14 protein-coding genes and 1 tRNA gene are annotated in these 17,606 nt (G+C 61.9%); 12 read left to right on the top strand and 3 right to left on the bottom strand.

All coding sequences use genetic code 11. The features are described 5' to 3' along the window. Window positions 1–89: 89 nt before the first annotated feature. The 10 genes from trpC (at window position 90) to G4D79_RS18610 (ending at window position 14,080) form a co-directional block, all read left to right on the top strand. Window positions 90–899, top strand: coding sequence for an indole-3-glycerol phosphate synthase TrpC (gene trpC / locus G4D79_RS18565; protein ID WP_003944016.1), 810 nt, complete (start codon window positions 90–92; stop codon window positions 897–899). Between the two features lie 74 nt (window positions 900–973). Beyond that, window positions 974–2,323 (top strand): tryptophan synthase subunit beta, encoded by a 1,350-nt coding sequence (trpB, locus tag G4D79_RS18570; RefSeq protein WP_058037527.1) that lies wholly within the window; start codon window positions 974–976, stop codon window positions 2,321–2,323. After that, window positions 2,320–3,123 carry a tryptophan synthase subunit alpha gene (trpA, locus tag G4D79_RS18575; RefSeq protein ID WP_003944010.1) on the top strand — a complete coding sequence of 268 codons (804 nt, stop codon included), beginning with the start codon at window positions 2,320–2,322 and terminating at the stop codon, window positions 3,121–3,123. Before trpB ends, trpA begins: the two co-directional genes overlap by 4 nt. Next, window positions 3,120–4,193 carry a prolipoprotein diacylglyceryl transferase gene (gene lgt, locus G4D79_RS18580; RefSeq protein WP_180279703.1) on the top strand — a complete coding sequence of 358 codons (1,074 nt, stop codon included), beginning with the start codon at window positions 3,120–3,122 and terminating at the stop codon, window positions 4,191–4,193. The genes trpA and lgt overlap by 4 nt, the downstream gene beginning before the upstream one ends. After that, window positions 4,190–4,615: a TM2 domain-containing protein gene (locus G4D79_RS18585; protein ID WP_030536756.1), complete on the top strand. Its 426-nt coding sequence runs from the start codon at window positions 4,190–4,192 to the stop codon at window positions 4,613–4,615. The genes lgt and G4D79_RS18585 overlap by 4 nt, the downstream gene beginning before the upstream one ends. Window positions 4,616–4,741: 126 nt before the next feature. Then, window positions 4,742–5,569, top strand: a complete 828-nt coding sequence (locus G4D79_RS18590) for a TM2 domain-containing protein (RefSeq protein WP_058037526.1) — start codon at window positions 4,742–4,744, stop codon at window positions 5,567–5,569. A 133-nt stretch (window positions 5,570–5,702) separates the two neighbouring features. After that, window positions 5,703–10,202, top strand: coding sequence for a glutamate synthase large subunit (gene gltB, locus G4D79_RS18595; protein ID WP_214514283.1), 4,500 nt, complete (start codon window positions 5,703–5,705; stop codon window positions 10,200–10,202). Beyond that, on the top strand, window positions 10,195–11,697 hold the full coding sequence (locus tag G4D79_RS18600; protein WP_099698261.1) for a glutamate synthase subunit beta: 1,503 nt from the start codon (window positions 10,195–10,197) through the stop codon (window positions 11,695–11,697). The genes gltB and G4D79_RS18600 overlap by 8 nt, the downstream gene beginning before the upstream one ends. 82 nt (window positions 11,698–11,779) lie before the next feature. Further along, window positions 11,780–13,198, top strand: a complete 1,419-nt coding sequence (pyk, locus tag G4D79_RS18605) for a pyruvate kinase (RefSeq protein ID WP_003944038.1) — start codon at window positions 11,780–11,782, stop codon at window positions 13,196–13,198. Next, entirely contained in the window at window positions 13,199–14,080 is an 882-nt protein-coding gene (locus tag G4D79_RS18610; RefSeq protein WP_003944096.1) for an acyl-CoA thioesterase II, read from the top strand. A 33-nt stretch (window positions 14,081–14,113) separates the two neighbouring features. Here the strand turns inward: G4D79_RS18610 and G4D79_RS18615 are convergent, their stop codons facing one another. After that, window positions 14,114–14,617 (bottom strand): SRPBCC domain-containing protein, encoded by a 504-nt coding sequence (locus G4D79_RS18615; protein WP_030536752.1) that lies wholly within the window; start codon window positions 14,615–14,617, stop codon window positions 14,114–14,116. A gap of 277 nt (window positions 14,618–14,894) precedes the next feature. Here G4D79_RS18615 and G4D79_RS18620 point away from each other — a divergent pair, with 277 nt between their 5' ends. Beyond that, entirely contained in the window at window positions 14,895–15,866 is a 972-nt protein-coding gene (locus G4D79_RS18620; RefSeq protein ID WP_064689630.1) for a bifunctional 5,10-methylenetetrahydrofolate dehydrogenase/5,10-methenyltetrahydrofolate cyclohydrolase, read from the top strand. A gap of 111 nt (window positions 15,867–15,977) precedes the next feature. On the opposite strand, the gene G4D79_RS18625 is transcribed toward G4D79_RS18620, so the two are convergent. Together G4D79_RS18625 and G4D79_RS18630 are read right to left on the bottom strand one after the other, a co-directional pair. Beyond that, complete coding sequence (locus G4D79_RS18625) at window positions 15,978–16,592, bottom strand: hypothetical protein (protein WP_081557930.1); 615 nt, start codon at window positions 16,590–16,592, stop codon at window positions 15,978–15,980. Window positions 16,593–16,667: 75 nt separating this feature from the next. Beyond that, a tRNA-Leu gene (locus G4D79_RS18630) sits at window positions 16,668–16,744 on the bottom strand. Between the two features lie 107 nt (window positions 16,745–16,851). Here G4D79_RS18630 and G4D79_RS18635 point away from each other — a divergent pair. Then, a complete protein-coding gene (locus tag G4D79_RS18635) occupies window positions 16,852–17,469 on the top strand; it encodes an ANTAR domain-containing response regulator (protein WP_003944029.1) in 618 nt (205 codons plus the stop codon). The last annotated feature ends 137 nt before the right edge of the window (window positions 17,470–17,606 follow it).

The following is a 17,606-nucleotide window of genomic DNA, read 5'->3' on the forward strand; positions in this document are numbered from 1 at the left end:
GGAGTAGCAAAATTTCGTCCCACTAGGCTGAGACCACCCTGATGACGTATCTCACATCGGGCTCTTGCCCAGAAAGGATTCGGGCCACGATGACCGTACTCGACTCGATTCTCGACGGGGTGCGCGCTGATGTCGCCGCCCGCGAAGCCGTACTCGACTTCGCTGCAGTCAAGGCTGCTGCGGCCGCTGCACCGCCTGCACTCGATGCTGCAGCAGCACTTCTGGAATCGAGCATCGGCGTCATCGCCGAGGTCAAGCGAGCGAGCCCGTCAAAGGGTGCGTTGGCCGACATTGCCGATCCCGCTGAGCTTGCCGCGGCGTACCAAGCCGGTGGCGCACGCATCATCAGTGTTCTCACCGAAGAGCGCCGTTTTCACGGCTCGTTGGCCGACCTGGACGCAGTCCGTAAAGCGGTCACCATTCCGGTGCTCCGCAAGGACTTCATCGTGGGGCCGTACCAGATTCACGAGGCTCGCGCTCACGGCGCCGACGTCATCTTGCTGATCGTCGCGGCACTCGAGCAGCAGGCGCTAGCCTCGTTGATCGATCGCACCGAATCTCTGGGAATGACTGCCCTCGTCGAGGTGCACACGGAGGAAGAAGCCAACCGCGCGCTCGAAGCCGGCGCCAAGGTGATCGGTGTGAACGCCCGCAATCTCAAGACTCTCGAGGTGGACAAGAACACCTTCGGTCGCATCGCTCCCGGTCTTCCGACCGAGACGATCAAGATTGCCGAGTCCGGTGTTCGCGGAACTGCCGATCTGTTGGCGTACGCCGGGGCGGGCGCCGACGCAGTGCTCGTCGGTGAAGGCCTCGTGACCAGCGGCGACCCTCGCAAGGCCGTCGCAGATCTGGTCAATGCAGGTGCGCACCCGTCCTGCCCCAAACCATCTCGATAAATCGCTTCACCCGCCCGGCGTGCTTTGATGCACCCGGGCGGTGACCAGCGACACCGTTGGGGCAGACTGGTGGGGTGACTTCACGTACTCAGGAACCAGGCTCCGGTGCAATATTCAAGGGCGGCAATCTGCCGCCGGCCAGCGCGGGACTCACCGAGCGCTCCCACGATCCCGACGCCGGAGGCCATTTCGGCGTCTACGGCGGACGGCATGTGCCGGAAGCCCTCATGGCGGTTATCGAGGAAGTCACTGCGGAGTACGAAAAGGCTCGCGCGGACGACACGTTCTTGAACGAACTCGATCGCTTGCAGCGCGATTACACCGGGCGCCCGTCGCCGATTTTCGAGGCAACGCGAATGAGCGAGTTCGCCGGCGGTGCGCGCATCCTTCTCAAGCGTGAAGATCTGAACCACACCGGTTCTCACAAGATCAACAACGTTCTCGGTCAGGTTCTGCTGGCAAAGCGTATGGGCAAGACCCGCATCATCGCCGAGACCGGAGCGGGCCAGCACGGTGTGGCATCGGCCACCGCCTGTGCACTGCTCGGTCTCGAGTGCGTCATCTACATGGGTGCTGTCGACACCGAACGTCAAGCACTGAACGTCGCACGCATGCGCCTGCTCGGCGCGGAGGTCGTTTCGGTCGAGACCGGTTCGCGCACGCTCAAGGACGCGATCAACGAAGCCTTGCGCGACTGGGTTTCCCACGCGGACAACACCTATTACTGCTTCGGTACCGCGGCAGGCCCGCACCCGTTCCCCACCATCGTTCGGGACTTCCAGCGAGTGGTCGGCCTCGAAACACGCGTCCAGGTTCAGGCACTGACCGGCCGCCTGCCCGATGCAGTCACAGCCTGCGTCGGAGGCGGCTCCAACGCAATCGGAATCTTCCACCCGTTCATCGACGATCTGTCGGTACGGCTGGTTGGCTACGAAGCAGCCGGCGACGGTGTCGAAACCGGAAGGCATGCAGCAACGTTCGCCGGCGGTACCCCTGGCGCATTCCAGGGTGCCTACTCCTACCTCCTCCAGGACCAAGACGGTCAGACCATCGAATCGCACTCGATCTCTGCTGGTCTGGACTACCCGGGCGTCGGACCCGAGCACGCTTACCTGAGCGATATCGGGCGCGCGACCTACGAACCCGTCACCGACAGTGAAGCCATGGATGCGCTGCTGCTGCTCTCGCGCCGCGAGGGCATCATCCCGGCCATCGAATCGGCCCACGCCGTCGCCGGCGCACTCCGACTGGGCAAAGAACTCGGTGAGGGCGCGATCATCGTCGTCAATCTCTCCGGTCGCGGTGACAAGGACATGGACACCGCCGCAAGCTGGTTCGGTCTTTTCGACGGCGCCTCAGGTCAGGCAGCCGCTCCGGATGATGCAGCAGACGAGAACGACAACACGGAAGGCTCGGACAAGTGAGCGAACGACCATCACGCCTCGCACCCACCTTTGCCGCGTGCAAGGCTGACAAGCGTGCCGCCCTCGTCGGTTACCTGCCTGCCGGTTATCCGACCGTTCCCGAATCGATCGACGTGTTCAAGGCGATGGTCGACGGTGGCTGCGACATCATCGAAGTCGGTGTCGCGTATTCCGATCCGGTCATGGACGGTCCGACCATCCAGCGTGCAGCCGAAACTGCACTCACCAACGGTGTTCGCCTTCGCGATATCTTCACCGTGATCGAGCAGATCAGTTCGGTCGGCGGCAAGGCCGTCGTGATGACCTACTGGAACCCGGTACTGCAGTACGGCGTCGACAAGTTCGCACGAGACCTCGCTTCCGCCGGCGGGCTCGGACTGATCACCCCCAACCTCATTCCGGAAGAAGCCGGCGCCTGGATGGAAGCATCCGAGGAGCACCACCTCGACCGGATCTTCCTTGTCGCTCCGTCCTCGACGGAAGAACGACTCGCGATGACACTCGATGCGAGTAGTGGATTCATCTACGCGGCCTCGACGATGGGTGTCACCGGCGCTCGCGACGCCGTGTCTTCGATGGCTCCGGAACTGACCGCACGAATCCGCGCGCATTCCGACATTCCCGTCGGCGTCGGATTGGGAGTTCGCTCCGGCGCACAGGCTGCCGAAATCGCGGCATACGCCGATGCCGTCATCGTCGGCTCGGCTCTGGTCTCCGCGGTCGAGAACGGCCTGGGAGCGGTTCGCTCGCTCACCGAAGAACTCGCCGAGGGCGTCCGCTCGGCTACCGTGGCGTCGTGACCTCAACTGTGGACCTGCTGGCCTATATCCCCAGCCCGCCCCAAGGCGTCTGGTACGTCGGACCGGTGGCGCTTCGCGCCTACGCGCTCTTCATCATCCTCGGCATCATCGTCGCGATCGTGTGGGGAGATCGTCGTTGGGTCGCCCGCGGCGGCGAGAAGGGGACCGTTCTCGACATCGCGATCTGGGCCGTTCCCTTCGGTCTGATCGGTGGCAGGCTCTACCACGTTTTGACCGACTGGCCCGCCTATTTCGGCGAGAACGGTCAGCCACTCGACGCACTCAAGGTGTGGCAGGGAGGCCTCGGAATATGGGGAGCAGTGTTCCTCGGCGGCATCGGTGCGTGGATCGGCTGCCGTCGACGCGGCATTCCGGTGTCCGCGCTCGGTGATGCGATTGCGCCCGGAATCTTGCTCGCGCAGGCCATCGGTCGTATCGGCAATTACTTCAACCAGGAGTTGTACGGTCGCGAGACCACCGTCCCATGGGGCCTCGAGATCTTCGAGCGTGTGAACTCTTCCGGCCAGCTCGATCAACTGGCAGGTGTCTCCAACGGAGAAGTCATTCGGGTCGTTCACCCGACGTTCCTCTACGAAGCTGTGTGGAACGTCCTGATCGTGATCCTGCTGGTCCTCGTCGACCGCCGATTCAAGATCGGCCACGGACGCCTGTTTGCTCTGTACGTCGCGGGCTATTGCCTGGGCCGGTTCGTCGTCGAACTGATGCGCGACGATTTCGCCTACGAGATCGCCGGCATTCGCGTCAACACATTCACTTCGGGGATCGTGTTCTTCGCCGCACTGGCTTACTTCTTCCTGGCGAAGAAGGGTCGTGAGGATCCGGCTGATTTGAAGTCGAAGGACTACGTCGCTGCGGTAGCTGCCGGCGAAGCAGGAGTCGCGGCGCCAGTTACCGAAACTGATTCGGCGAAGGCCGACGCGAAAGTCGCCGACGCTGAAGATTCTGAATCCGATGCTGCTGAATCCGCTTCCAGTGAGGCAAGCGCCTCCACGGCAGCGTCGGATGAGTCGTCGGACGCGGTGAAGCTGTCGAAGAAAGACAAGCCGTGACAGGTCCCTATTCGCAGGGGGGATTCCCCGAGGATCAGGGACCGGTCTACGGCGCGCCCAATCCGTACGGATATCAGCAGCCATTGCCGCCTCCATCGATGTACGGGTTCGGAGATCCCTACGCCCCGTACGGTCGGCACCCGGTAACCGGGGAACCGTATTCCGACAAGTCGAAGGCCACCGCTGGACTGTTGCAGATCTTGCTGGGCTTCTTCGGAATCTGTGGAGTCGGGCGCCTCTATATCGGAAGTGTCGGCATCGGATTGTGCCAACTGCTCGGCATGTTCTTCGCGCTGTTCATGTCGGCGTTCCTCATCGGAATTCCATTTGCGATCGGAATCTGGATCTGGGCGTTCGTCGACGGCATCGTGATACTTTCGGGCAATGCGCGGGACGGTGCTCGCCGGCCATTGCGAGGATGAGTCGCGAGCGCGAACCGAGGAAACATGTGTGGGGGACTGGCCTCGAGAAGGTCGAACCTTCTCGAAGTCCGATAACAAAAGCTATTACGTACCGTCGTCGAATCGAAGGAAAGTACGTTGCCTAACTTGAACAAGAATCCGGAACCTTCCGAGTCGGGGGACTCGTCTGGATCACAGCCGCCGGTTCCACCGCAGTTCGGGTCGCCGTTCGACTACGACGCGACGGCGGATGCGTCGTTGACGGAAACCTCGGCACCCACCGAAAAGACGCCGTCGACGGAGACCACCGGCACCGGTCCAGGCTGGGACACGTATTCGGGAGTCGGAAACGGTCCGGGGTGGGGAAACCACCCCATCTACCCGCCGCCGACCGGAACCGAATCGACCACAGCGTTTCCCGCTGCCGATTCTGATTCCACCCCGAATCAGCCGACAGCGCCGTACACGTCGCAGGAAAGTTACGCCGCCCAGAACTATCCGGCGCCTGACTACTCGAGCCCGACCCAAACCCCGACGGACGGTCCCGTCTACGGTGCACCGGCAGATCAGACTCCGAATCCCTACGCGGCTCCGCCGCAGGGCTACCCCCAGCCGGGATACTCACAGCCGGGATACTCACAGCCGGGTTACGGTCAGCCTCAGGGGTACCCACAAGCTCAGGGTTATCCTCAGCCTGGCTACGGCCTGGTCGACCCGTCCGCACCATACGGACGTGACCCGATGACCGGTGAACCGTACTCGGACAAGTCGAAGACGACTGCCGGATTGCTGGGCATTCTGCTCGGCGGATTCGGTGCAGGACGTTTCTATCTCAACCAGCCCGGCATGGCTGTCGCACAGATCGCGGTCACTTGGTTGACGTGTGGAATCGGTGGCATCTGGCCGCTCATCGACGGAATCATGATGTTGACCGGCAGTGTGCGCGATCAGTACAACCGCCCTTTGCGTAGCTGATCGAAACGACCCTCGGCAAGTGTGACCCCCTGATGCCTCGGTATCAGGGGGTCACCGTTTTGCTCTCGCGACCTGCGGTTATGGGCTGATAAACTAGCGCACGTCGGCTGCATGTCCGCGTGGAGGTCGCCGAGTGCTGTTTTCTCGAATACCTGAACCTCGGGGCCTGTACGACCCCGATCAGGAAACCGATTCGTGTGGTGTAGCCGTGGTAGCAGACACCTCTGGACGCCACCTGCATTCCATTGTCGACGATGCGCTCGCGGTCCTGGGCAATCTCTCCCATCGCGGCGCAGTTGGGCGCGAATCCAACAGCGGAGACGGCGCGGGCATTCTGATTCAGCTGCCGACGGAGTTCTTCGACGCGGTGACCGAGTTCGAGCTTCCACCACCCAACGCGATGGGTGAGAACACCTACGCGGCCGGAAACTGCTTTCTCCCGGTGGATCAGGAAGCACGTTGGCGCGCGGTAGTTCGGATACACCGGTACGCAGCGGCAGAAGGACTGCAGATTATCGGGTGGCGAGAGGTGCCGGTCGACCGAGACTGCGTCGGAACCGTTGCCGCGCAGTGCGCTCCGTACGTCAGTCAGTGTTTTGTGACGTGCGCCGAGTCGCGAGATCGTAGTGTGGGCGGAATTGCCTTGGACAGACGAGTGTTTGCGCTCAGGAGACAGGTCGAGCGGATTCACTGTGCCAACACTGCAGTGTATTTCCCCTCGTTGTCCGCCCGAACCATCGTGTACAAGGGCATGCTGACGCCGACGCAGTTATCCGGTTACTTCACCGACCTACGCGACGACCGAATGCGAACTGCGTTGGCAGTCGTGCACAGTCGATACTCCACGAACACATTTCCGTCGTGGCCACTCGCTCAGCCGTATCGCTGCATCGCCCACAACGGCGAGATCAATACGATTGTGGGAAACAGGAATTGGATGCGCGCTCGCGAGCCGATGCTGCGGAGCACACTTTTAGGTGGGGACATCGATCGCCTGTTTCCGATCTGCACCCCGGGAGGATCCGACTCTTCGTCGTTCGACGAAGTACTGGAGTTTTTGACGCTCGGGGGCCGCAGTGTGCAACACGCCATCGCGATGATGATTCCCGGAGCCTGGGAGAACGATTCTTCGATGCCCGACGAGATAAAGGCCTTCTACCAATTTCACGGTTGTCTGATGGAACCGTGGGACGGTCCGGCGTCCGTGACGTTCAGCGACGGCATTGTTGTCGGGGCCGTGTTGGATCGCAACGGTCTTCGCCCAGGGCGATGGTGGCGGATGAAGAACGACCGTATCGTGTTGGCCAGTGAGAGCGGCGTGTTCGACGCTCCCACGTCCGAGGTGTTGGAGAAGGGGCGCCTCGAACCGGGACGCATGTTTCTCGTGGACACCGCTCGCCATCGGATCGTTTCCGATGCGGAGATCAAGTCCGAACTCGCGAGCACAGCCCCCTACCGGGACTGGGTCGACGGGGGATTGGTCGACCTCGAGGACATCCCCGAGACTGCGCCTGCCCGAGGCGATCCGGCTCCGCTGTTGCAACGGCAGTTGCTCTTCGGATACCACGCCGAGGACCTGCGGGACATTCTTGTCCCGATGGCAAGCTCAGGATCGGAGCCGTTGGGATCGATGGGTGTCGACACGCCTCTCGCCGTTCTTTCGGATCGGCCGAAGCTGTTGTACGACTACTTTATTCAGCTCTTTGCTCAGGTGACCAACCCGCCTTTGGACGCGATTCGCGAGGAAGTCGTCACTACGCTTGGTGTCACCCTCGGCGCTGAGCAGAACTTGTTCGAAGCGTCGGCGCTGTCGTGCCGAAGGATTGTTCTCGACAAACCGGTGATCGGACCGGGGAAGATGGCGAAGGTCGCCGAACTATACGGCGCAAGAACTCCGAGAAGCGCTGTCCTTCGCGCAGGTTTCGATCCGAGGGGCAGTCTCACCGAAGGCGTCGAGAGGCTTCGTGAGTCCGCCCGAACAGCCGCCGCAGCCGGAATCGAGATTCTGGTGATCTCCGACCGTGGATCAGGCCCTGAGCAGGCTCCCATTCCATCATTGCTCGCAGTATCAGCCGTGCACCACGATCTGGTTCGTCATGGCCTGCGGACCAAGGTTTCCCTTGTCGTCGACTCGGGTGACGCGCGCGAAGTTCATCACATCGCGCTGCTGATCGGCTACGGTGCGGCGGCTGTCCACCCGTATCTTGCTCTCGAATCTGTCCAAGCCCTCAGCGAGCAGGACGAACTTCCCGGGATAGATCCGAAGACTGCGTCGGACAACTACCTGAGAGCAACAAATTTCGGCGTGCTCAAAGTGATGTCGAAGATGGGAATCGCTACGGTTCACTCCTACACGGGCGCACAGGTATTCGAGGCCGTGGGCTTGGGTCGAGAGTTGGTCGACGAATACTTCTGCAACACACGGAGCCGGATCGGCGGGATCGGTATCACCGAAGTCGCGCGCGAAGTTCTGATGCGCCACACGGCTGCGTTCTCGTCGTCCGCAGTGCAGCATCGTCAGTTCGACAATCGTCAGTTGACCGACAGCGGACAGTACCGGTATCGCCGCGATGGTGAATTGCATGTGTTCACACCCGAATCCGTGTTCTTCCTTCAGCACGCGACCCGGACGGGGCGAAGTGAAATCTTTCGCCGCTACAGCGATGAAGTCGATCGACTGAGCGCGCAGGGCGGAACACCGCGGGGATTGTTTCGATTTCGGTGTGAGGTTCGTCCGCCGATTCCGCTCGATCAGGTCGAACCCGTCGAGATGATTCTCGCTCGATTCAACACCGGTGCGATGAGCTACGGCTCCCTCTCTGCGGAGGCGCACGAGACGATGGCGGTTGCGATGAATGCTCTCGGCGGGCGTTCCAACACCGGTGAGGGCGGAGAGTCGCCGGAGCGGTTGCGTGACGACAAGCGTCGAAGCGCAGTCAAGCAGGTCGCGAGTGGGCGCTTCGGGGTGACCAGCGATTACCTGGTCAATGCCACCGACATTCAGATCAAGATGGCCCAAGGTGCCAAGCCCGGTGAAGGAGGGCAGCTTCCGGGGTCCAAGGTGTACCCGTGGATCGCGGAAACCCGGTACTCGACGCCTGGGGTCGGGCTCATTTCTCCGCCCCCGCACCACGACATCTATTCGATCGAGGATCTCGCCCAATTGATCTACGACCTCAGATGCGCAAACGATCGTGCGCGGATACACGTGAAGTTGGTCAGCGCAGTCGGAGTCGGGACTGTTGCGGCAGGTGTGGCCAAAGCGCACGCCGACGTGGTGCTGATCTCCGGTCACGACGGTGGGACGGGTGCTGCGGCACTCTCGTCCATCCACCACGCGGGTACGCCCTGGGAGGTCGGGCTGGCCGAAACTCAGCAGACTCTGGTGCTCAACGGGTTACGCGATCGAATCGTCGTCCAGTGTGATGGGGGTTTGCGCACGGCGCGGGACGTCGTCGTCGCCGCGTTGCTGGGGGCGCAGGAGTACGGGTTTTCCACGGCGCCACTCATCGCGGCCGGCTGCGTCATGATGCGGGTATGTCACCTCGACACCTGCCCCGTCGGAGTAGCAACGCAGAATCCCGAACTGCGCGAGCGATTCACCGGCCGGCCCGAGTACGTCGAGAACTTCTTCCGCTTCATCGCCGACGACGTACGACGGCTGTTGGCAGAACTGGGGTTTCGAAGTATCGACGACGCTCTGGGCCACGCAGACGTATTGGAAATGTCTCCGGCGGTGGCGCATTGGAAGAGTCGCACGTTGGACCTCTCACCACTCTTCGACGTTCCGGCCGCGCCGACCGGCGCGGCCTACCCGCCGTGTGTACCTGTTTCGAGCGAACTCGAACGCACCCTGATCGAGTGCGCCGCGAACTCACTCGCGGACGCTCGACCCGTGCATATCGAACTGCCAGTACACAATACGGATCGGGCGGTGGGAACGAGGCTGGGCGCAGAGGTGACCAGACGCTACGGCGCCGTTGGGCTACCTGACGGCACCATCGACGTCGTGCTCCGTGGAACGGCGGGCCAGTCACTCGGTGCGTTCCTGCCACCGGGCATCTCGCTGGTCGTTGTCGGCGATGCAAACGATTACGTGGGAAAGGGGCTCTCGGGTGGACGAATCGCGCTTCGGCCGAGTGAGGACGCACCCTTCGTGGCCGAGGAGCAGGTGATTGCCGGCAATACGCTGCTGTACGGCGCTACGAGCGGTGCGCTCTATGCCCGGGGGCGTGTCGGGGAACGATTCGCGGTGCGAAACTCGGGTGCGGTCGCTGTGGTGGAAGGCGTCGGCGACCATGCGTGTGAGTACATGACCGGGGGTCGCGTCGTCATCATCGGCCCAACCGGTAGGAACCTTGCTGCGGGAATGTCGGGCGGAATTGCCTTCGTACTCGATGTGAAGGCAGAGAAGGTCAACCGCGACATGGTCGTGCTGGAGCGGCCTTCGGCGGAAGACTGTCGTCAGCTGGTCGACATTCTCGGCGAGCATTTGGCTGCGACCGGCTCGCCGGTGGCTGCGAAACTTCTCGACGACTGGGTTGGCCAGAGTCCGAGATTCACCAAAGTCTTGCCTGTCGACTACCGGAAGGTCGTGGAAGAGAACCAACTGGTGGAGCCGGCTCATGCCTGACCCACGCGGGTTCCTCAACGTGAAACGATCCGACGCACCGACCAGACCGACCGACGTGCGCGTCGGCGACTGGGCATCGGTATACGAGTCGCTGGATCCCGTCGTGCGAAATCGAGACGTATCTGCACAGGCCTCGCGTTGCATGGACTGCGCTGTGCCGTACTGCCATTCGGCCGACATAGGGTGTCCGCTCGGCAATCTCATTCCGGAATGGAACGACCTGGTTCGGCGTGGACGGTGGTCCGAAGCCTCGGAGAATCTGCATTCCACCAACAATTTTCCCGAGTTCACCGGACATCTGTGCCCCGCACCGTGCGAAACGGCGTGCGTTCTCGCACTCGACGACGAGCACACGTCGGGGGGTGTCACCATCAAGCGCATCGAACAGGCGATCGTCGACAACGCCTGGGAGTCGGGTTCACTGGGACTACGGCCTCCGGTAGTTCACAGCGGAAACCGTGTTGCGGTTGTCGGTTCGGGACCGGCGGGACTGGCCGCGGCTCAACAACTGACACGAGCCGGACACCGTGTCACGGTGTTCGAGCGGAGTGATCGGATCGGGGGACTGCTTCGCTACGGAATTCCGGAATTCAAGTTGCCCAAGGCCCTCATCAACCGGCGGCTGGACCAACTGACCGCCGAGGGGATCAGATTCGTCACCGACTGCGCCGTCGGAGTGAACGTGAGCGCGCACGACCTCTCGACGGAATTCGAGGCGGTAGTCCTGGCGGTCGGGGCTGATCGTGCCAGAGACACCGACGTACCGGGTCGTAGTCTTCGCGGAATCCATCGTGCGATGACGTACCTGCGTGCGGCCAACCGCGAATGCGAGGGTGATGGTGCGTCGAGCATCTCGGCGCGAGGTAAGAACGTCGTGATCATCGGTGGCGGCGACACGGCCGCCGACTGCCTCGGCACGGTGCATCGCCAAGCCGCGCTCTCGGTGACGGAATTGGATTACCACGTCCCACCTCCGGCACGCCGCGATCGAGATCGCGACCCATGGCCGTTGTGGCCGCGGGTCCTGCGCACCTCGCCGGCGGACGAGGAGGGCAGTGACAAACGGTTCCGGTGGGCGGCGCAGGAATTTCTCGACGACGGTGAGGGTGCGGTCCGTGCAATCCGGATGGTTCCGGTAGCCGTGTCACGAGCGAAGAACGGACAACGGACCTTGGTGGAGACTGGAGACACGATCGATCTCGTGTGTGAGATGGTCCTGCTCGCTCTGGGTTTCGACGGCGTCGAAACCGCCCCACTGCTCACCGACCTTGATGTCGGCACCGATCCACTCGGCAGAATCGAGTGTGATGTCGGGTGGCAGACCCGCACACCCGGCGTATTCGTCTGCGGCGACGCGCATCGCGGGGCGTCGCTGGTCGTGTGGGCGATTGCCGAGGGACGGTCGGCCGCACGTGCCGTCGACATGTTTCTCACAGGCGAGTCGGCGCTTCCGGCTCCGGTTCATCCAAAGGCATTTCCGCTGTTCGTGAGCTGACCAACTGAATCGAGTAAGTACAGAAAGTGCAGGTCGCAAATGCCGGATAGAAGTGCGGTGGGGTAGCGACTAGGCTCGAGCCGTGAACCGACGGACAAAAATTGTATGCACACTTGGACCTGCGACAGCTTCTGGCGACCGCATCCGTGAGCTCGTGGAGAGCGGCATGGACGTGGCGCGCCTCAACTTCAGCCACGGCGAGCATGCCGATCACGAAGAAAACTACATTCGCGTCCGCGCCGCGTCGGACGCCACCGGAAAGGCCGTCGGTGTTCTCGCCGACCTTCAGGGGCCCAAGATTCGACTCGGTCGATTCAAGGACGAGCGGACCACCTGGGCCAACGGTGAAGAGGTTCGAATCACCGTCGACGACGTCGAGGGAACGCACGATCGCGTCGGCACCACGTACAAGGAATTGGCGCGCGACGCCAAGGCCGGCGATCGACTGCTGGTCGACGACGGCAAGGTCGGCCTGGTCGTCACGTCCATCGACGGCAACGACGTCGTCTGTCGGGTCACCGAAGGCGGTCCGGTCAGCAACAACAAGGGCCTCTCACTGCCCGGTATGAACGTCTCCGTTCCAGCCCTGTCGGGCAAGGACATCGCCGACCTCGAGTTCGCTCTCAAGTTGGGCGTCGACTTCATTGCACTCTCCTTCGTTCGCTCACCGGCGGACGTCGAATTGGTTCACGCCATCATGGATCGAGTCGGGCGCCGCGTTCCCGTCATCGCGAAGCTCGAGAAGCCCGAGGCCATCGACAATCTCGAAGCCATCGTGCTCGCGTTCGACGCCGTCATGGTCGCCCGCGGTGACCTCGGTGTCGAGTTGCCGCTCGAGCAGGTCCCGCTCGTTCAGAAGCGCGCAATCCAGATTGCTCGTGAGAACGCGAAGCCGGTCATCGTCGCGACGCAGATGCTCGAGTCGATGATCGAGAACTCACGTCCCACTCGCGCAGAGGCATCCGATGTCGCCAACGCCGTTCTCGACGGCGCCGACGCAGTCATGCTCTCGGGCGAGACTTCGGTGGGCAAGTACGTCATGGAAACCGTTCGCACCATGGCCCGCATCGTCGAGGCCGTCGAGAACGAATCAACCCGTGTCCCACCGTTGACCCACGTCCCGCGCACCAAGCGCGGTGTCATCTCGTACGCAGCACGCGACATCGGCGAACGTCTCGACGCCAAGGCCTTGGTTGCGTTCACTCAGTCCGGTGACACGGTGCGTCGACTGGCTCGTCTGCACACGCCGCTGCCGTTGCTCGCCTTCACACCGCTGCCCGCGGTGCGCAGTCAGCTGACGCTGACGTGGGGAACCGAGACGTTCCTGGTCGATGCGGTGGCCACCACCGACGAGATGGTGCGTCAGGTGGACAGTGCGTTGCTCTCCCTCGGGCGGTACGTCAAGGGCGACCTCGTGGTCATCGTTGCCGGATCCCCTCCGGGAACTGTCGGTTCCACCAACCTCATTCACGTCCACCGTATCGGCGAAGAGGACCACTGAGTGACCCACGCGAACGCGTCCACCGACCTCGGTACTCTCCTCGGTCTGTTGGATCTGGAGCAGATCGGTGAAGACGCGTTCCGTGGATACCACCCGAAACAGGTAGGTTCGCGGACGTTCGGCGGTCAGTTGGTGTCTCAGGCACTGATGGCCGCCGGGCGGACCGTCGACGGTGATCGCCCCATCCATGCGGTGAATGCCCATTTCATTCGCGGCGGAGATGTCAAGGCGCCCATCGAGTATCGGGTGGATCGTCATCGCGACGGGCGGGCGTTCGCCAACCGTCAGGTGACTGCCTATCAGGGTGAGAACGAATTGTTCGTGATGCTCGCGGCGTTCCAGGACTCCGGCAAGGGGCTCGACCATGCTGTCGAGATCCCGGATGTTCCACTTCCGGAGTCGTTGCCTCCCATCGGCGATCATTTGGTGGGGTACGAGGAAAAACTGCCGCATTTCAGTGCGGCGCTCAAGCCGATCGACATGCGGTACGCCAACGATCCGGCGTGGATCCTCAAGGGCACCGGCGAGAAACTCAACCACAATCGGGTGTGGATGCGCCCCGACGGTGATCTGCCGGACGATTCGCTCATTCACGCTGCGACGCTGGCATATTCGTCCGACACCACCGTGCTCGATTCGATTCTGACCACTCATGGTTTGTCCTGGGGTCATGATCGTATCGTCGCGGCGACGGTCAATCATTCGATCTGGTTCCATCGCCCGTTCCGGTTCACCGACTGGGTTCTGTACGCCACCGAATCGCCGGTCGCCGCAGGTTCGCGCGGTCTGGCAACCGGACGGTACTTCTCGGTGGAAGGACTGCTGTTGGCGACGGTGGTCCAAGAAGGAATGATCAGGCATTTCCCGCGTAAAGGGGAATGAGATGCGGGCCCGAGACTGAACTCGGGCCCAGAATCAAGCAGACTTGCGATATTGCGGTGAGAGTTCGTCGGCGCGGTCCCACGGAGACCAGTCGACTTTGCGTCCATCGAGTTGGGCCGCAACAACTTCCAAGCCCGCGTGCCAGCCGGCAGCGTGGGCGTACGCGGACTCTTCGTCTTCCATCGTGTGGGTGAGGGTCAGCCAGCAACCGCCGGTGCCGTCCGGTGCCAGTTCCCAATGCAGAGTATCTGCGTCCCAGAGGAATTCGAGAATTCGGTGCGGGTGGACGCTGATGACCGTCCCGCGCGTCACGTGATCTGCTGGCAGTCCGAATCGCTCGACTTGTTCCGGGGTCACCTTGAACAGCAGATCCGCGCCGGGAGTGAGATCGAAATCGACGTCCGCCGGGAACCAGGCGTCGAGGTACTCGCGTTCCGTTATCACTTTCCAGACCTTGTCCGGTGCGTGCGGAATTGCCAGTTGGAAGCTCAGTGACACCCGACCGTCATAGGTCAGGTTTATCTTGCCGTTGTCCATCGGTGCCTCCAATGCTTGGTGCCCGTGCGGTTGCCCCCATCGTGCCATCTAATTGCTTAGGATGGAATAACTGCAGGTCAGATCGTTACCTATTGATAGGTTATGTCGATTTGTCTCGTTTTGAGAGCGGCGTTCCGGATGCGTTTCGTGGCAGTGAGACAAACGCGCGGTACGCTGACCACGCACGACTGGCGCGGGTGGGAATTACCACCGGGGAGTGCACATCGCGAGGCATCGACCGCCTGGGTGCTTCACACATCTTGTGTGAAGGGGATCCATGTCTACCGAGAATCGGCCTACCGAAAACGTCTCTACCAAGAATCTGTCGACCCAGACCGCGCCCGCTCGAATAATCGACGGACGCGCAATTGCCGATGCTGCGCTCGCGGACCTGTCAGTGCGCACCAGGCAGTTTCGTGATGAGGCGGGGCACGTTCCTTGCCTGGCCGCCGTCATCGTGGGAGCGGACCCGGCCTCGAAGGCGTATGTACAGATGAAGGTCAAACGATCTGTCGCCGTCGGAATGACGTCGCGGACGGTCGAACTCCCGGTGAGTACAACCACCGAAGAACTGGTCGACGTGCTGAGAGCGTTGTCGGCGGACCCTTCGATCGACGGCATACTGCTGCAACACCCGGTGCCAGGCCGCATCGACGAACGGGCCGCGTTCGATGCCATCTCGGCCGACAAAGACGTTGACGGCGTTACCTCGGCAGCGTTCGCGGCAATGGCGTTGACCGGTGGGGGATTCGAATCATGTACACCGAGTGGCATCCTGCGCCTCCTCGACGCCACAGGCGTCGAACTCTCCGGAAAGCATGCCGTCGTGGTCGGCCGAAGCCCGATACTCGGATTGCCGATGGGAATGCTCCTCCTGCGTCGAGGCGCAACGGTGACATACTGCCATTCGCGCACCGTCGACCTGGCCGCACACGTCGCCTCGGCAGACGTCGTCATCGCGGCCGTCGGTGTTCCGGAACTGATCAAAGGGACGTGGATCAAGCCTGGGGCAGTGGTGATCGATGCGGGGTACAACGAGGGCAACGTCGGAGATGTGGAGTACGCCGCTGCGCTCCCACATGCCGGTGCGATCACACCGGTGCCGGGTGGCGTCGGCCCCATGACGGTGGCAGTCCTGCTGGAACAAACACTGGCAGCAGCAGTTCGAGCAGCGGAAGTTCGGGCATGCAGTGAGAATCATGACAGTCGTGTTGAACCGGACCCCGCAATCGCCTCGGATCGATTGTGAGACCTCGGTTTCGAGACGGAGTATTCATCCGCCCCGCGATAACCGAATTACCGCGTCGAGCACCGCTGCGCTGGAATGGCTGAGCTGAGCGCGCAATTGGGTATTCGACAGTCAGCTGTCTGCCTTGGGGATGTCGATCGTCAACTGGGACGGTGAATCGGATGTCGATACGGTGTATGCCGGACGGATGTCGACCGTGCCGACAAACGACTGCAGGATCGCACTGTTCCTGGCTGCACTGTCTATGCGCGTGATGTTTTCGCCCTCGTGAGATACGGAGTTGAGCGACGAATCCGATTGGACTCCCATCAGGTCGACTTGAAGTATCGATCGACTTCCGACGTCCACGACTGTGCTGTCACCCGCTCGGATTGCTTCACTGACGTATTCGGTTTTCCAGAACACAGATCCGCTTCCGTCGAAGCGATAGGTGATGCGGGTGAAACCATCGTGATCGATCACGTCGATCTCGGTCACATCGACGCGCGGAGTCGGTGAAGGGACCTCCGTGTCGTTCGGGAACGGGGGAGGCATGGAGATCTCGGTTGGTGGGGCATCGATCGGGGGAGTGCCGACCTGAAGGGCGCCTGTCTGTGTTGCAGCATCGAGGACGGTCTGGGTGGAAGATTCGCCGGCAGTGTCGGATTGGTCGTCAGTCTGACATCCGGGGAGCAGCGCGAAAACAGATATGGCTCCGAGCAGAGCAATCAGGCGACGACCGTTCATGGATCGAATCTAACGGCGGTCGATCTGGGGTACAGCCGAATGCCGAAACCTTGCGGTGCGGCCAGCTGCGGCAGGTGGTGCCCTCGGTGAGACTCGAACTCACACTGGACGGGTTTTGAATCCGTTTCCTCTGCCAATTGGGATACGAGGGCTTGTTGCGATGACTACATTAGAAGATGCGATTTCAATGTCAAACACCGGTACCCTCTAATCGTTCGCGTCTCGTGTCGGGGCGGTTCGATGGAGGAGGATGGTGGCCATGAATTCGCCGCAGCCGCAAGGCAATCAGCTCGCACCCCGTCGTGTTGTCGTCGCTGAAGACGAGGCGTTGATCCGCATGGATCTGGTCGAGATGCTCCGCGAAGAGGGCTACGACGTCGTCGGTGAGGCCGGTGACGGGCAGGTTGCGGTGGAGTTGGCCGAGTCGCTCAAGCCTGATCTGGTCATCATGGACGTGAAAATGCCCAGGAGAGACGGCATCGACGCCGCTTCGGAGATTGCCGCCAAACGCATCGCTCCTGTTGTCATTCTCACAGCGTTCAGTCAGCGCGAGTTGGTCGAGCGCGCACGCGATGCCGGCGCCATGGCTTACTTGGTCAAGCCGTTCTCGATCAGTGACCTCGTTCCCGCTGTCGAATTGGCGGTCAGTCGTTTCCGCGAGGTGACGGCGCTCGAGCGTGAGGTCGCTGATCTTTCGGACCGGCTCGAAGCACGCAAGCTGATCGAGCGAGCCAAGAGTGTTCTAATGGTTCGCCAAGCGCTCACCGAACCTGAGGCGTTCAAGTGGATTCAGCGCGCCGCGATGGATCGGCGCTCCACGATGAAGGCGGTCGCACAGGTCGTACTGGAAACTCTGGGCGGTGAACCGGACGCTTGAGCAAAGTGTCCGGGTTACCCGGTTGCTGCGTCGACCGTCGAAACGTCGCGCAGCGCTACAGCCGTGTAAACACTGTGCACCTTCAGATAACAGTCAGGTCACAGGGCTTTCTTGAAGGATCGCGAAACGGTTCCAAG

It is taken from the genome of Rhodococcus sp. WY5, assembly GCF_018588185.1.
GTDB classification, from domain to species: Bacteria; Actinomycetota; Actinomycetes; order Mycobacteriales; family Mycobacteriaceae; genus Rhodococcus_F; species Rhodococcus_F qingshengii.

What these genes read in the sequence shown, in the direction of transcription:
- trpC (WP_003944016.1), top strand. Translation starts at nt 90, where the DNA reads ATGACCGTACTCGACTCGATTCTCGACGGGGTGCGCGCTGATGTCGCC.
- G4D79_RS18600 (WP_099698261.1), top strand. Translation starts at nt 10,195, where the DNA reads ATGCCTGACCCACGCGGGTTCCTCAACGTGAAACGATCCGACGCACCG.
- G4D79_RS18615 (WP_030536752.1), bottom strand. Translation starts at nt 14,617, where the DNA reads ATGGACAACGGCAAGATAAACCTGACCTATGACGGTCGGGTGTCACTG.
- G4D79_RS18620 (WP_064689630.1), top strand. Translation starts at nt 14,895, where the DNA reads ATGTCTACCGAGAATCGGCCTACCGAAAACGTCTCTACCAAGAATCTG.
- G4D79_RS18625 (WP_081557930.1), bottom strand. Translation starts at nt 16,592, where the DNA reads ATGAACGGTCGTCGCCTGATTGCTCTGCTCGGAGCCATATCTGTTTTC.
- G4D79_RS18635 (WP_003944029.1), top strand. Translation starts at nt 16,852, where the DNA reads ATGAATTCGCCGCAGCCGCAAGGCAATCAGCTCGCACCCCGTCGTGTT.